We start from the raw sequence: 15013 nt of genomic DNA on the forward strand, positions 1-15013 counted from the left end.
CGCTGCCCTGGACCTTGCGCGAAGGCGGCACGGCACAGGGCGGGGCGGGCGACATCGGCGTCGATGCGGTCGCGGGGATCGCCGCCATGCGCGGGCTGGCGGGTGGTTATCAACTCATCCTACCCGCTTCCCCCGGCGCACCCTATCTGGTCGTCACCCTCGTCACGCGCGCCGACGATTCCCGTGCCATCACCATCGACGCGTCCAGCGGCGCGGTGGTGCAGGATATGGACTGGCGCATGTTCGGTCCCGGTGCAAAGGCTGTCGAATGGGGCATCGCCACCCATCAGGGCCAGCAATATGGCGAGATCAACCGGCTGCTGATGCTGGCAGGCTGCCTGTGCCTCCTCGCTTTGTGCCTCACCGCGCCCGTCCTGTGGTGGAAGCGGCGCAAACAGGGGCGGCTGACCGCACCACCGCGCGCGACAGGGCGCGCGGAACGGGTCGTCGCCGCCACGATGCTGCTGCTGGGGGCGCTCTTCCCGCTGACCGGCCTCAGCATGGTCGTGGCACTGGCGGGCGAATGGCTGATCGGGAAAATGCGCCCCACCTGACGCCGCTTCCGTTTGGACCACAGAGCGACTATGGGCAGCACATGATCCGCCTTTCCGGCCTGAAACTGCCCCTCGACCATCCTGCCGAGGCGATGCCGCCTGCGATATGCGCGCGCCTTGGCCTGCAACCCGAAGAGCTGCGCGGCCATAACCTCGTGCGGCGCGGCAATGATGCGCGGCGGCGCAGCGCGATCCAGCTCGTCTATACGCTCGACGTCGATGTCGCTGATGAAGCGGACGTGCTGGCGCGCTTCGTCCATGACCATGACGTCCGCCCGACGCCCGATACAAGCTATGATTTCGTGACCCATGCGCCCGATGGCTGGCAGGGCAAGCGGCCGGTCGTCATCGGCGCGGGACCATGCGGCCTGTTCGCCGGGCTGCTACTGGCGCAGATGGGGTTCCGCCCGATCATCGTCGATCTGGGCAAGGTCGTGCGCGAGCGGACCAAGGACACCTGGGGACTGTGGCGGCGCGGCGAGCTGAACCCCGACAGCAATGTCCAGTTCGGCGAAGGCGGGGCGGGCACCTTCTCCGACGGCAAACTCTATTGCCGGGTGAAAGACCCGCGTTTCCTGGGCCGCAAGGTGCTGGCGGAGTTCGTTGCGGCGGGCGCCCCGGACGACATCTTATGGGAAGCGCACCCCCATATCGGCACCTTCCGCCTGGTCACCATGGTCGAATCCATGCGCCGCCAGATCGAGGCGCTGGGCGGCGAATATCGCTGGCAGACGCGCGTCGATGATCTGGTGCTGGAGCGGCGGAGCGACGGCTCGCAGCAATTGCGCGGCATCGTCATTCAGGATGGCAGCGTGATCGAAAGCGATCATGTCGTGCTTGCGGTCGGGCATAGCGCGCGGCCAACCTTCACCATGCTCCATGGCCGGGGCGTGCATATCGAACCCAAGCCCTTTTCCATCGGCGTGCGGATCGAGCATCCGCAAAGCTGGGTGGACAAGGCGCGCTATGGCAGTTGCGCGGGCCACCCGGATCTGGGCGCGGCGGCCTATAGCCTGGCGCATCACTGCGCCAATGGCCGCACCGTCTATAGCTTCTGTATGTGTCCGGGCGGCCGCGTCGTCGCCGCCACGTCGGAGGAAGGGCGCGTTGTCACCAACGGCATGAGCCAATATAGCCGCGCCGAATTCAATGCCAATTCCGGGCTGGTCGTCGGCATCGACCCGGCACGCGACTATCCGGACGGACCACTCGCCGGGATCGATTTCCAGCGCCACTGGGAATCGCAGGCCTATGTGGCGGGCGGCTCTTCTTATTGGGCGCCGGGACAGACCATCGGCGATTTCCTGGCCGGACGCCCGTCAACGTCCCTCAGATCGGTCACGCCGTCCTACAAGCCGGGCGTCACCCCGACCGACCTCTCGCACTGCCTGCCCGATTTCGTGGTGGAGGCGTTTCGGGAGGCGCTGCCCATATTCGGGCGGCAATTGGCGCACTATGACCATCCCGACGCGGTGATGACGGGCGTGGAAACCCGCACTTCCTCGCCCATCCGCATCACCCGTGACAAGGATTTCCAAAGCCTGTCCGTCGCCGGTCTCTATCCGGCGGGCGAAGGCGCGGGCTATGCAGGCGGCATCCTGTCCGCCGCGATCGACGGGATCAAGGTAGCTGAAGCCGTGGCGAAGGCGATCGTTGCTGCCTGACTTGGATCGGTCATCGCGCCGTCATATCGCCGCCGCCTGACCGTCGCATCATCGTCATCGCCCGGTCGCCACCCTGTCATCGCAGGCGGCTAGATACGGCGTCATGCTGACCCATATCGACCGCTGCATCCGCATTTCCCCGGCCGACAAGGCCCGGTTGCGCCTGCTCTTCCTCGCCAAACATGCCCGCGCATCCGGCCAGTCCGATGCGGTCGATGGCAACCACGCCCTCTATCATCATGAGATGCGATCGACGCTGGAGGCGATCGGCCTGCATGTTCGCGTCGCCGACAGCTATGAAGCGCTGTTCGACCGGCCCGATGTCGATTTCGTGGTCACCCTGCTCAATCGCGGCGGCTTCCAGAATAGCGAGATGCTCGCGCCCTTGTTGCTCAGCTGGCGCGCCATGCCGCATATGGGCGCAAGCCCCATATTGCGCGGCGTGTCCGACGACAAATATCTCTCCAAGCTGATCGCGCAGGCGCATGGCGTCCCGACCATGGCGGCGCAGGTCTTTCGGCGCGGCGGCCTGCCCGCGCAGCCCGGCTTTGCGGCCGAACGGCTGGTGGTCAAGCCCAACGCCTCCTCCGCCTCCTGGGGGCTGGCCATGGTCGATAGCTGGGACGAGGCGCTCGCCCATGTCGATCATCTCCAGGCCTTGGGCCATGACGCGCTGGTCGAAGCCTGGGCACCCTTGCTCGACATCGCCGTGCCGGTGGTGGGCGGCAGCGGTGGCCAGCCGTGGATATTGCCGCCGATGATGTATGTGCCCACCGACCCCCATCGCGCCCGCAGCCATGAAGAAAAGCGCGGCCTGATCGACGCGGGCGATGATCCGCTGGTGCTGGTCGAGGATCGCGACCTGCTCGCCCGGCTCGACGACCTGACCCGTCGCCTGCTGCCCGAACTATGGCCGTTCGACTATGGCCGGTTCGAGTTCCGCTATGATCCGGCGACCGGCGCGGTGCAGTTCATGGAAGTGAACCTGTCCTGCAACCTCTGGTCGAAAAAGACTATTTCGCGCTCGGCCGCGTCGATCGGCGTCGATCATCAGACGCTGGTGGAAACCATCATCGGCCATAGCCTGGAACGGCAGGGTCTGCTGACCGAAGTGCCGATGCGGGTCGCGGCCTGATGGGCGGGCGCACCACTGCGCTGGTGCTGGCGGGCAAGCGCTATGGCGCTACCGATCCGCTCGCGCTGGAAGCGGGTGTCACCCATAAATGCCTGGTGCCGGTGCTGGATCAGCCGATGCTGGTCCATGTCATCGACGCGCTGGCGGCGAGCGAGCGGATCGGCGAAATCCGTGTCGCGATCGAGGAACCGGACGTGCTGGCGGGTCTGCCGCAATTGCGCGGCCTGATCGCCAGCGGACGGCTGGTGGCGATCGGCGCGCGGCCCAATCTGGTGGATTCGGTGCTGGCGGCGGCGGACGGCGCGCGCTTTCCGCTGCTCATCACCACCGCTGACAATGTGCTGCTGACCCCGCCCGCCATAGCCGAAATGCTGGATGGCTGCGTCGCCGAAGGGGCCGACGCCGCCGTCGCCTTCGCCCGGCGCGCATCGGTGCTGGCCGCGCACCCGGAGGGACAGCGCAAATTCTACGCCTTTGCCGATGACAGCTATTCCAACTGCAACAGCTATTGGTTGAAGGACACAGCCGCGCTGGCCGCCGCCGAAACTTTCCGGTCGGGCGGCCAGTTCGTCAAGCATCCGCTGCGCATCATCGGGGCGTTCGGCCTACTCAACCTCGTCCGTTTTCGCTTCGGTATCGGCACGCTGGCGGCGACCTTCGCCCGCTTTTCACGCCGCTTCCGCCTGACCATCGCGCCGGTGATCCTGTCAGATGGTGCGGTCGCGATCGACGTCGACAACGCCCGCACGCGCGGGGTCGCGAGCGAGGTGCTTGGTCGCCGCGTCACCATCGCCCAGGCTGCGGAATAGCCTTTGCCCACGCTGCGCGCGTTGCCCGGTCGGGGCGACAATGACCTGCTTGCCGCCTATCGCGCGGGGCTGACCCGGCACTGGCCGATGCGTCGGCACCTGCTGGCACGCTTGCTCGCGGGGGCCGGGCAGGGGGGCTGGACCCCGGCCGAGCGGCATCTCCTCTCTGATGCGGTGCGGCAGCGGGGGCTCAGCATGCGCGACCGCAAGGGGCTGCACCGGCTGCTCAATCCGGGTGCCTTTCCCTTCGCCACCAATCCGCTGAAGAATAAACAGCTTTTCGCGGAGGTCGCACGGGCGGCGGGCCTGACGATCGCGCCAGCCTGCAATCCCGACCGCGACGATCTCGCTGCCTGGCTGGCAGGCGAGCGGGACATCATTGCCAAACCCAGTTTCCAATCGAAGGGGCAGGGGGTCGAGCGTTTCTGGCGTGATGAAACTTGGCGCGGTTGCGCCGGTCCGGTCGGCGACGATTTGCTGATGGCGCGGCTGCTGCGAGTGTGGCGCGATGGCGGGGTGATCCAGCGCCGCCTGCCGACCCATGCGGCGCTTGCCGACCTGTCGCCCGGCGCACTGCCCACGTTGCGGGTGATGACCTGCCTTGATGAGGATGGCGTGCCCGAAGCCTGCGGCCTCGCGCTGCGGCTGTCGGCCGGGGGCATCCGTCCGGTGGATAATTTCAACGCGGGCAATCTCGTGCTGGGCGTCGATGCCGCCGGGCGCTGCGGTCCCGCTTGGCTTGGCGGCGGCGCAGGCGCGCCAAGCGTCCATGCACACCACCCCAAGACAGGCGCGCCGATCGAGGGCTTTATCCTATCCGACCTCCCCGCCGCGATCGCGCTGGCGCTGGACGCGCATCACGTCTTTCGCACCGGCTTCACGGTCATCGGCTGGGACATCGGCTTGACCGACGCCGGGCCTATGCTGGTCGAGGGCAATTGGAACCCCGGCACCGATATCCTGCAACTGGTGGAAGGGCGCGGGGTCGCGGACATGCGGCTGGGCGCGCTGTACCGCCATCATCTCGACCAACTGCCGGCGCAAGCCTGGTGCGCCGCCCGCGCGATAGAATGGGACCGGCGGCGGGCGTGATCTGCGTCTATGTCCACGCGCTGGTCGCGACCGGCGTGGTCCGCAATGCCCGGCTGATCGCCGCCGATCTCGCGGCGCAGGGGCATCAGGTGCAACTGGTCACCGCGCTGCCGGGCGGGGAGGGAGTGTCGGGCGTCGTCCATCACGCCCTGCTGCCTCGCGCAGGCCGATCGCGCCTGTGGGAAAAGCTGCGCGCGGCATGGGCCTTACGCCGCCATCTGCGCGCCACCTGCCCGGCGCTGCTGATCTCGGCGGGCAATCACGGCCATGGCACCGTCTGGGCAGGCAGTCGCGGGGCTAGGGCCACGCAGCGCATCTATCGCATCAGCAACGACATCATGCGCGCCATCCCCGGCGCGCCATCGGGCGGCATCAGGCGCTGGGGCCGCACCGCCATGGCGCGGCTCATCGCCGCCGATGCCGCGCATCTGGTGCTGGTATCGCCCACGCTGGCAGACACCCCAGCCTTTCACGCAGCAGCGGGGGCCGGGCGGGTGAAGGTGATCGCCAACGGCATCGACGCCGCCGCCGCGCGCCAGCATATCGGCGATACGGCCCCGCATCCCTGGTTCGGTGACCCGGTGCCCGTGATCCTCGCCATCGGCCGCCTTGCCCCGCAAAAGAATTTCGCAACCCTGCTCGCCGCCTTCGCTGATCTGCGCGCGACCCGGCCGGCGCGCCTCATCATCCTGGGCGAAAGCTGCGACGATGCCTGCACCCGGTTGCGCGCCCAAGCCTCAACGCTTGGCATTGCCGACGATCTCGCGCTGCCCGGCACGGTCGCCAATGTCTTTCCTTGGCTGGCGCGCTGCGACGCTTTCGTGCTGCCCTCCTGGTGGGAAGGCTCGGCCAATGTGCTGCTGGAGGCGATGGCGGTGAATGCACCTTGCGTCGCGTCGCGGAGCGCGGGCAATGCGGCGCATTTGCTCGACGGTGGTCGCCATGGCCTGCTGGTCGATCCAGCCAATCCCCGCGCGATGGCGGACGCACTGGCGCGTCAGATTAACCCGGCGACACGCCTCCGCCCCGGCGACCGGATCGAGGCCTTCGGTCTGGAGGCGGTATCCAAAGGGTGGCGTGATCTCGTCAATCACCTGCTCGCCGGGCGATCCTGACCGCCCGGCGACAGCGCAATCAGGCGGCGTCCTGCGCTAGCGCGGCGATATGCTCCAGCACCATGTCCGCATGTTCCTGCCGACAGATCAGCAGGTCGGGCAGATAGACGTCGCGCTGGTTATACACCAGCGGACTGCCGTCGATGCGGCTGGCATGCAGGCCATGGGCCAGTGCGACGGCGGCAGGGGCCATGCTGTCCCATTCATATTGGCCGCCCGAATGGAGATAGATGTCGGCCTGACCCAGGATGATCGCCATCGCCTTGGCCCCGGCCGATCCCATCGGCACCAACTCCGCGTCCAATTTTTGCGCGATCGCCACCGCCTCGGCGGCTGGCCGCGTGCGCGACACCACCATGCGCAGCTTTTCCGGCGCAGGCGGCACGGTGCGCGGTTCATCCGTCCGCAGCACGACGCCGCCCTCATATCCCGGCAACGCCACCGCACCGATCACCGGCGCGCCGTCGATCGCCAAGCCCACATGCACGGCCCAGTCTGCCCGCGCCTCGCCATATTCGCGCGTACCATCGACCGGATCGACGATCCAGACACGCGACTGGGCGAGTCGGTCGTCATTGTCCTTCTCTTCTTCCGACAACAGCCCATCCTCGCCCCGCACTTCGCGCAGCGCGTGGCACAGAAATTGGTTGGCGGTCTGGTCCCCTGCCTTGCCCAGCGCCTTGGCACTGAACACCCCGGATTCACGCACCTCGACCAATATGCGCCCGGCTACCTCCGCCAGATGGGCGGCCAGCGCCGCGTCGCTCATCCCGCTCATGGGATCAGCCGCGCGACGATGGCATCGGCGGCTTCTTCGGCCGTCATGGTCAGCGTGTCGATATGGATTTCGGGGTCCACCGGCGCTTCATAGGGGCTGTCGATCCCGGTGAAATTCTTGAGATCCCCGGCCCGCGCCTTCTTGTACAGGCCCTTGACGTCGCGCTTCTCCGCTTCGGCGAGCGACGTGTCGATATGGACCTCGAAAAACTCGCCCGGCTGCATCATCTGCCGCACCATGTCGCGTTCCGATCGGAAGGGTGAGATGAAGGCGGTGATGACGATCAACCCCGCGTCGGTCATCAGCTTGGCGACTTCGCCCACGCGGCGGATATTTTCCACCCGGTCGGCGTCGGTAAAGCCCAGATCCTTGTTCAAGCCATGCCGCACATTGTCGCCATCCAGCAAATAAGTGTGCCGGTTCATCCGCGCCAGCCGCTTTTCGACCAGATTGGCGATGGTCGACTTGCCCGCGCCTGAAAGCCCGGTGAACCACAGCACGGCAGGCTTCTGGTTCTTGAGGTTGGCGTGGAAATCGCGCGACACGTCGGTCGATTGCCAATGGACATTCTGTGCCCGGCGCAGCGAGAAGTGCAGCATGCCCGCCGCAACGGTGGCATTGCTGATCTTGTCGATCAAGATGAAGCCGCCCAGCGTCCGGTTCTGTTCATAGGGTTCGAACACGATCTGCTTGTCGGTCGACAAGTTGGCGACACCGATGGCGTTCAATTCCAGCGTCTTGGCCGCCAGATGCTCCATCGTATTGACGTTGACCTGATATTTTGGCTGCTGGACGGTGGCGGTGACCATCTGCGTGCCGATCTTGAGCCAATAGGAGCGGCCCGGCAGCATTTCCTCGTCCGCCATCCACACGATGGTCGCTTCGAACTGGTCGGCGGCCTGGGGCGGATTGTCAGCGAGCGCAATGACGTCGCCGCGCGAACAGTCGATCTCGTCGGCGAAGCAAAGCGTGACCGACTGGCCCGCGACGGCTTCGTCGAGGTCGCCGTCCAGCGTGACGATGCGGCTGATGGTCGACGTCTTGCCCGATGGCAGAACGCGGATCGCGTCGCCCGGCTTGACCGTGCCGGTCGCAATCAGGCCGGAAAAGCCACGGAAGTCGAGATTGGGGCGGTTGACCCACTGTACGGGCATACGGAACGGCTTTTCCGCGTCGGTCGCGCTGTTGACCTCGACCGTCTCCAGATGTTCGATCAGGGCCGGGCCAGTGTACCAGGGCGTATTTTCCGACGGGCCGGTTATATTGTCGCCCTTGAACCCCGAAATCGGCATCGGGGTAAAGGCCGTGATGCCGATCGACTTGGCAAACTCGGTATAGTCGGCGACGATCGTGTCGAACACGCTCTGGTCATAGCCGACCAGGTCCATCTTGTTGACGGCCAGCACGATGTTGCGGATGCCGATCAGATGGGCGAGGTAGCTGTGGCGGCGCGTCTGGGTCAAAATACCCTTGCGCGCGTCGATCAGGATGACGGCGAGGTCGGCGGTGGACGCACCCGTCACCATATTGCGGGTATATTGTTCGTGGCCGGGCGTGTCGGCGACGATGAACTTGCGCTTTTCGGTGGCGAAGAAGCGATAGGCGACGTCGATCGTGATCCCCTGTTCGCGCTCGGCGGCGAGGCCATCGACGAGCAGGGCGAAGTCGATCTCCTGCCCCTGCGTGCCCATCTTCTTGCTGTCGGCGGTCAGCGCTTCGAGTTGATCCTCGAAGATCATCTTGCTGTCATAGAGCAGGCGGCCGATCAGCGTCGACTTGCCGTCATCCACCGATCCGCAGGTGATGAAGCGCAGCATCGTCTTATGCTCATGCACCTTCAGATAGGCATCGATATCCTCGGCAATGAGGGCGTCGGTCTTGTAGATGGGGTCTGTGGAAACGTCAGTCATGTCGGTTTCTTTCGCCGTTCGCCCTGAGCTTGTCGAAGGGCTATACTTCTTGAAGAAAAGGACTGGGCTTCGACAAGCTCAGCCCGAACGGAAGAGGAGGCTTCGTTAGAAGTAGCCTTCCTGCTTCTTCTTCTCCATGCCGGCCCCGCCCGCATCCTTGTCGATCGCGCGGCCCTGGCGTTCGGATGTGGTGGTCAGCAGCATTTCCTGGATCACCTCCGGCAAGGTCGCCGCCTCGCTCTCCACCGCGCCGGTCAGCGGATAGCAGCCCAGCGTGCGGAAGCGGATCGAGCGGTCGACCGGCACTTCGCCGGGTTCGAGCGGAAAGCGATCATCATCGACCATCAGCAACATGCCGTCGCGCTCCACGGTCGGGCGCTTGGCCGCGAAATAGAGCGGCACGATCGGCACATCGTTCAGATGGATATATTGCCAGATGTCCAGCTCGGTCCAGTTGCTGATCGGGAATATGCGGATGCTCTCGCCCTTATTCTTGCGCGCATTATAGAGGTTCCACAATTCGGGCCGCTGGTTTTTCGGATCCCAACCATGGCTGGCGGTGCGGAAGGAGAAGATGCGCTCCTTGGCGCGGCTCTTTTCCTCGTCGCGCCGCGCGCCGCCAAATGCCGCATCGAAACCATAGAGGTTGAGCGCCTGCTTCAATCCTTCGGTCTTCCACATGTCGGTGTGCAGCGCGCCATGATCGAACGGGTTGATGCCGCGATCCATGGCTTCCTGATTGCGATAGACCAGCAGTTCCATGCCGCTTTCCTGCGCCATCCGGTCACGCAGCTTGTACATTTCCTGGAATTTCCAGGTGGTATCGACATGCAGCAGCGGGAAGGGCGGGGGCGATGGGTAGAAGGCCTTGCGCGCGAGATGCAGCATCACCGCGCTGTCCTTGCCGACGGAATAGAGCATCACCGGCTTCTCCGCCTCCGACACCACTTCCCGCAGGATGTGGATGCTCTCGGCTTCGAGTCGCTCCAAATGGGTCAGGGTTTTTGCGTCCACCATGCAATCCTCGCAATCTTTGTGCGTCATCCTATGGCAGGACGCACGAATCGATGGACCTCCCAAATGGGAGGGTATAGCAATGGCCGATGCGATTGGACGATAGTGGCCTGCTGACGGCTCTGCATGAAGGGATGTTCCAGCAACCCTTGTGGCAGGATTTCCTTGAACGGCTGCGCCAGCGAACGGGCGCGGTCTACACCACCTTGGTCTTCCGCCCCATCGACGAGGATGCGATCGTCGAGCTGCACGCCGGGCCGCCGCCGCCCGCGCATATCCATAATCTGTTCGTGGAAAAATATAGGCGCGACCCCTTTCCCTATCGCCATATGCGCGAGGGGCGGGTCTATGCGCTGGCCGAACTGATCGAGGCGGATAATGTCGTCCATCAATCCTTCCTGACCGACCTGATGGTGCCGCAGGGGATGAGCGACATGCGTTCCGTCCGCGTGACCGAGCCGAGCGGTGTCGATGCCTGGCTCAGCTGTGCGGGCGGGCGCTCAATCGGCCCGGCGGTCGGCGCTCTGCTGACCGCACTCGCGCCGCATCTGCGCATTGCGTTGCGGGCTTTCGTCGCGCTGGAGCGCGAGAAATTGCGATCGACCCTGACATCCGAAGCGTTCGGCCGCCTGAATTTCGGCTGGCTGACGCTGGACGCGCGCTGCCGCATCGTCGACATGACGGCCCATGTCGAACAATTGTTCCAGCGCACCAGCCTGTTGCGGCGCGGCCGCTACGACCGGCTGACCCCGGCGTCGCCCGCGCTGGATCGCGAACTGACCGCCCTCATCAAGCATTTCGCCGCTGATCCCGACGCCCGGCCCAAGGCGCTGAACCTGAGCCGTGACCCCTGGATGGACATGCTGGTCGCGCCGATGCGGGGTGGGTCGGTCGCGACCGGATCGACTCCTGTCGCCATCGCCTATCTCAGCGGCGATCGCTGGTCGCAGGCCGACCGCTGCGATCAGCTGGTCGATCTGTTCGGCCTGCTGCCCAGTGAAGCGCGGCTCGCCTGGGTCATCGCGCAAGGCATCCCGATCAGCGACGCGGCGGAGACGCTCGGCCTGACGGTGGAAACCGCGCGCAACTATTCCAAGCGCATCTACGCCAAGACGGGTGCGCGGGGGCAGGCGGAATTGGTGCGGATCGTCCTGACCAGCGTGCTGGCTATCGCCTAGGCGATCAGACGCCAGCCCGCGATGATCAACACGATCGCCAGCAGCGACTGCAGCACTTTTTCAGGCACTTTGGACGCCAGCATCGATCCGATGATGATGCCGGGGATCGACCCGATCAGCAGGTTGAGCAGCAGCATCCCGTTGAAATTGCCGATCCACAAATGGCCGATGCCCGCGACCAGCGTTAGTGGCACGGCATGGACGATATCGGTCGCGATCAGCTTCTGCAGCCGCATCCGCAACGGATAGAGCAGCAGCAGCAAAGTCGCCCCCAGCGCACCCGCTCCGACCGAGGTCAGCGTGACCATGATGCCGAGCGCGGCCCCCGCCACGACGGTCAGCCCCGCCTGATAGCGCAGGAAACGGCTGGCAGTGTCAGTCCGGGCATGGACCGCCCAATGGTGGAACCGACCGCGGAACAGGGTGGCGATGGCGGTAAAGATCAACACGATGCCCAGGGCCGTCATGATGAAGCCGCTCTTCACCTGATGCGTATCGACCTGCGACAACAGCAATAATACGATGACCGCGGCAGGCAGGCTGCCGATGCACAGGCGGCGGATGACCTCATAGTCGGGGCCACCTTCCGCCCCGCCATGGCGATGATGGACGACCCCGCCCACCGCTTTGGTGATCGCTGCGAACCAAAGGTCCGTGCCGACGGCGGTGACCGGGGCGACGCCGAACAGCAGGATCAGGATCGGTGCCATCAGCGACCCGCCACCCACGCCGGTCATGCCCACCATGACACCAACGAACAGCCCGGCGACCGCGTGCAACCAATCCATTCCATTCCCCCGACATGGCAGCCGCGATGTTTTCACGCCCCATCGCCAAAGCCATATCCATAGGCGAAGGCCGCGAACAGCCTTTTTTGCGGGAAGCAGGTTGCGCCTTGGCACCGATGTTCCATCGGCACCGCCAGAAAGCGCGTGTCACAGACCTTTAAGATGCCCGATGTCGATTTGCGCGCCTCTATTCACGAGATGAGGCGGGCGTCATCATCACAGGGTAGCAAGAAGAGCCGAACAGGGCGTGTCGATCCGCAATTGGCTGTCTGCATCTATCAGCCAGCAATCGCCCTCTGCCCATGGCGCGCCATCGATCGTCCCGCTTCCGCCCAGCGGCGTGAACCATATGCGGGACGCGTCGGGAAGGATTACCGCCGCCCCGGCCTGCCAGTGGCGCAATTCCAGCTGGAAAGGGGCATCGGGCGGAGAAATATACCCAGCATCCTGGCCCAGCGGCGCATGAATGACTTGCCGGTCATAGGGAAGGAGATGGCTGACGGCCTCGCCTTCATCCAGATGCAATTCGCGCGGCCGACCATAGTCATACAGGCGATAGGTCACATCGACATTCTGCTGAACTTCGGCCAGCACGATCCCGGCGCCAATGGCATGGACGGTGCCTGCCGGAATGAAATAACAGTCGCCCGGTTTGACGGGCTTCCAGTCGATCAGCTGCTCGATCGAGCCATCAAGCGCCGCGGCACGAAACGCCGCCGGGCTGATCGGCCGCTTCAGGCCAATGCCCAGCCGTGCATCCGGTTCGCAATCCAATATGTACCAGATTTCTTCCTTGCCGCCCGGCAGTCCGACAGCCGTCGCTGCGGCATCGTCGGGGTGAACCTGGATAGACAACCGCTCGCTGGTGAAGATATGCTTGACGAGCAGGGGCAGATCGCCGTTGCTAACCTCATCCTCATACCAAATTTCACCGATCGGCTCTGGTCCAGACGGGCCAAACGCGACCGGCAAGTCCACCCGGCCCCATGGCTTCGCCACGCGCCGAGGTCGCAATTTGCGAGCGGCTTTTGTCAATTCCATCATGATCTAAGCTACGGTCGTTCGATTACCGGGTGATCGCATTGTCGATGGCCACGATCGGCAGTGCCGTAGAGGCAATCAGGCCGATGACCCGCTGAAATTCAGCGACGGGGTTGGTGGAGACATAGAGCACATCGCGATCATGAATGGCGAAATTCTGCATGGCGAAATAGGTGGCCGGATCGCGCATGTCGACGCGATAGACGACCGGAATGCGCCCGTCCGAACGGGGTGACACGGTTGCATTGCGATTGACGACCATCGCCGGATCTTCCCAGCGGAACACGAAGACCCCCTTTGGATCGGCGCGCCCCTCTGCCAGGCCGCCGACACGGCCCATGGCCTGCGCAAGCGACAGGCCGGTTGCCTCGAACGGCACTTCCTGACTTTGGCCCGCAGCGCCAAGCATGGTGAAGCTGTAGGGACGGAACAGCGCGGTCACGACGTCGCCTGTCTTCAGGACGATATTCTGGCGCGGATCGTTGATCACGGCGGAAAAGGGCATGGAATAGACCTGCCCGCCGCGACTGACCTGGATCGTCATCTTGTCCGACTGCTGCTTGGTTCCACCCGCTGCGGCGATGGCATCCAATATGGTTTCCCCCTTGGGGGTCAGCGGCATGCGGGTGCTGTTGGCCACTTCACCCACCACGGACACGTTGGCGCTCAGGTTGCGCAGCAAGCGAACGGCGACCTGCGGCAAATGGGCCTTGCCGCGCAGTCGCGTGATGATGTCCTGCTCTATTTGGGGCAAGGTCCGCCCGGCCGCCTGAACCAGGCCGGCAAAGGGTATGGAAATTCGGCCAGAGGGACCGACGAGAAATTCCGGCAGCGCCGTTACGCCACTGGTCTGAACCGACATGCCGGTTGGGGCACTGGTACCGAACAATACAGCAGGTGGCGCTTCCCAGATGGTGACGTTGAGGACGTCACCCGATCCCACGGTCTCGCCAACCGCATCGGAATAGCCAAGCCCGGTTGCGAAATCAGGGGTGGTGACGCGAGGCAGTTCGACCAGCGATCGTTCGTCCAGATTGATGACCTGTATGCCCTTGATTGCGGCATCTTGGTCCTTGCCGACATTGACGACCCGCCCCGTTCCTGGCCCGATTGAGGTGCAGGCGGTCGTGGCAAGCAGCGCAGCAAGTAGGCAGAGGCGGGGAAGGCGAGCGCCGTTCCGAAGATGCGACAAGCAGTTCATGAATTCTCCAAATGCCCTTCGGCTCGACCCGACACTCCTGGCACAGACCTTGGAGATGCCGTCAATTCTAACAATGGCTCACGGCCGAATGAACGCTACATATCGCTCGATCGCCCGTCTGTCACCTGATCCCCAACGCACCCACAGACGTTGTCGCTATGCCGAAGCAAGATGCTCGAACGCCTAACTCAGTCAACGCACATGAACCTGTGATGGATGCGGCAGCTAATGAGAAACAGTGCAGTCGACACGTCCTTGGGCGTTCCGTACCTAACGCCACAGGTGCGGCTTCTCAGCTCGCCGCGCCGACGCGCGCGAGCGTAAAGCCAGCCTCGGTGACTTCGGCGAGCGGATAGATGTTGCGCAGATCAACGAGCGCATTGCCGTTCATCGCACTGGCGAGGCGCTTCATGTCGAGCGCGCGGAAAATATCCCATTCGGTGACCAGCACCAGCACATCGGCGCCTTCCGCCGCTTCATAGGCGTCCTTGGCCATCGTGACGCTGGGCATCATCGGCGCGGCGACGTCCATGCCTTCTGGGTCATAAGCGACGATCCTGGCGCCCGCATCCTCCAGCGCCTGGACGATGGCGAGGCTCGGCGCATCGCGCATGTCGTCGGTGTTGGGCTTAAAGGTCAGGCCCAGCAGCGCGACTGTCTTGCCGCGCGCGTCACCGCCCAGCGCCTTGACGATCTTGCGGCCCATGGCGCGCTTGCGCAGGTCGTTGACCTGC

At 64.6% G+C, this 15013-nt stretch carries 14 protein-coding genes; 7 read left to right on the forward strand and 7 right to left on the reverse strand.

What is annotated here, in order from left to right:
- The 6 genes from IL54_RS14895 to IL54_RS14920 all read left to right on the forward strand — a co-directional run.
- Positions 1–554 (forward strand): PepSY domain-containing protein (locus IL54_RS14895; protein ID WP_193378861.1); only part of this gene is annotated, 554 nt, incomplete at its 5' end.
- Between the two features lie 41 nt (positions 555–595).
- Complete coding sequence (locus tag IL54_RS14900; protein WP_037476639.1) at positions 596–2218, forward strand: NAD(P)/FAD-dependent oxidoreductase; 1623 nt, start codon at positions 596–598, stop codon at positions 2216–2218.
- Between the two features lie 103 nt (positions 2219–2321).
- Positions 2322–3353 (forward strand): phosphoribosylglycinamide synthetase, encoded by a 1032-nt coding sequence (locus IL54_RS14905; RefSeq protein ID WP_037476640.1) that lies wholly within the window; start codon positions 2322–2324, stop codon positions 3351–3353.
- Entirely contained in the window at positions 3353–4162 is an 810-nt protein-coding gene (locus tag IL54_RS14910; protein ID WP_037476641.1) for an NTP transferase domain-containing protein, read from the forward strand. Before IL54_RS14905 ends, IL54_RS14910 begins: the two co-directional genes overlap by 1 nt.
- Before the next feature lie 3 nt (positions 4163–4165).
- A complete protein-coding gene (locus IL54_RS14915; protein ID WP_037476642.1) occupies positions 4166–5254 on the forward strand; it encodes a sugar-transfer associated ATP-grasp domain-containing protein in 1089 nt (362 codons plus the stop codon).
- The gene (locus IL54_RS14920) at positions 5212–6369 is read left to right on the forward strand and encodes a glycosyltransferase (protein WP_237748896.1); all 1158 of its coding nucleotides are present in this window, start codon (positions 5212–5214) and stop codon (positions 6367–6369) included. Before IL54_RS14915 ends, IL54_RS14920 begins: the two co-directional genes overlap by 43 nt.
- 19 nt (positions 6370–6388) lie before the next feature.
- Here IL54_RS14920 and IL54_RS14925 read toward each other — a convergent pair whose 3' ends face one another.
- The 3 genes from IL54_RS14925 to cysD all read right to left on the reverse strand — a co-directional run bounded on the left by IL54_RS14925 (position 6389) and on the right by cysD (position 10074).
- Positions 6389–7138, reverse strand: coding sequence for a 3'(2'),5'-bisphosphate nucleotidase CysQ (locus IL54_RS14925; protein ID WP_037476643.1), 750 nt, complete (start codon positions 7136–7138; stop codon positions 6389–6391).
- Between the two features lie 5 nt (positions 7139–7143).
- On the reverse strand, positions 7144–9057 hold the full coding sequence (gene cysN / locus IL54_RS14930) for a sulfate adenylyltransferase subunit CysN (protein WP_037476644.1): 1914 nt from the start codon (positions 9055–9057) through the stop codon (positions 7144–7146).
- A gap of 105 nt (positions 9058–9162) precedes the next feature.
- Complete coding sequence (cysD, locus tag IL54_RS14935) at positions 9163–10074, reverse strand: sulfate adenylyltransferase subunit CysD (RefSeq protein ID WP_037478815.1); 912 nt, start codon at positions 10072–10074, stop codon at positions 9163–9165.
- Positions 10075–10160: 86 nt separating this feature from the next.
- Between cysD and IL54_RS14940 the strand changes: the two genes are divergently transcribed.
- Entirely contained in the window at positions 10161–11249 is a 1089-nt protein-coding gene (locus IL54_RS14940; protein ID WP_037476645.1) for a helix-turn-helix transcriptional regulator, read from the forward strand.
- Here IL54_RS14940 and IL54_RS14945 read toward each other — a convergent pair.
- The 4 genes from IL54_RS14945 to IL54_RS14960 form a co-directional block, all read right to left on the reverse strand.
- Positions 11246–12037, reverse strand: coding sequence for a sulfite exporter TauE/SafE family protein (locus IL54_RS14945; protein ID WP_037476646.1), 792 nt, complete (start codon positions 12035–12037; stop codon positions 11246–11248). The genes IL54_RS14940 and IL54_RS14945 overlap by 4 nt on opposite strands.
- A 216-nt stretch (positions 12038–12253) precedes the next feature.
- Entirely contained in the window at positions 12254–13036 is a 783-nt protein-coding gene (locus IL54_RS14950) for a class I mannose-6-phosphate isomerase (protein WP_443210998.1), read from the reverse strand.
- A gap of 67 nt (positions 13037–13103) precedes the next feature.
- Positions 13104–14279, reverse strand: a complete 1176-nt coding sequence (locus tag IL54_RS14955; protein WP_037476647.1) for a polysaccharide biosynthesis/export family protein — start codon at positions 14277–14279, stop codon at positions 13104–13106.
- Positions 14280–14571: 292 nt separating this feature from the next.
- Positions 14572–15013, reverse strand: a 442-nt coding sequence (locus IL54_RS14960; RefSeq protein WP_162182248.1) for a UDP-glucose/GDP-mannose dehydrogenase family protein, incomplete at its 5' end; no start/stop codon positions are given.

It is taken from the genome of Sphingobium sp. ba1, assembly GCF_000743655.1.
In the GTDB taxonomy this organism is placed as follows: Bacteria; Pseudomonadota; Alphaproteobacteria; order Sphingomonadales; family Sphingomonadaceae; genus Sphingobium.

Coding starts and splice junctions, on each gene's coding strand:
- IL54_RS14900 (WP_037476639.1), top strand. CDS start 596: ATGATCCGCCTTTCCGGCCTGAAACTGCCCCTCGACCATCCTGCCGAG.
- IL54_RS14905 (WP_037476640.1), top strand. CDS start 2,322: ATGCTGACCCATATCGACCGCTGCATCCGCATTTCCCCGGCCGACAAG.
- IL54_RS14910 (WP_037476641.1), top strand. CDS start 3,353: ATGGGCGGGCGCACCACTGCGCTGGTGCTGGCGGGCAAGCGCTATGGC.
- IL54_RS14925 (WP_037476643.1), bottom strand. CDS start 7,138: ATGAGCGACGCGGCGCTGGCCGCCCATCTGGCGGAGGTAGCCGGGCGC.
- cysN (WP_037476644.1), bottom strand. CDS start 9,057: ATGACTGACGTTTCCACAGACCCCATCTACAAGACCGACGCCCTCATT.
- cysD (WP_037478815.1), bottom strand. CDS start 10,074: ATGGTGGACGCAAAAACCCTGACCCATTTGGAGCGACTCGAAGCCGAG.
- IL54_RS14940 (WP_037476645.1), top strand. CDS start 10,161: ATGCGATTGGACGATAGTGGCCTGCTGACGGCTCTGCATGAAGGGATG.
- IL54_RS14945 (WP_037476646.1), bottom strand. CDS start 12,037: ATGGATTGGTTGCACGCGGTCGCCGGGCTGTTCGTTGGTGTCATGGTG.
- IL54_RS14955 (WP_037476647.1), bottom strand. CDS start 14,279: ATGAACTGCTTGTCGCATCTTCGGAACGGCGCTCGCCTTCCCCGCCTC.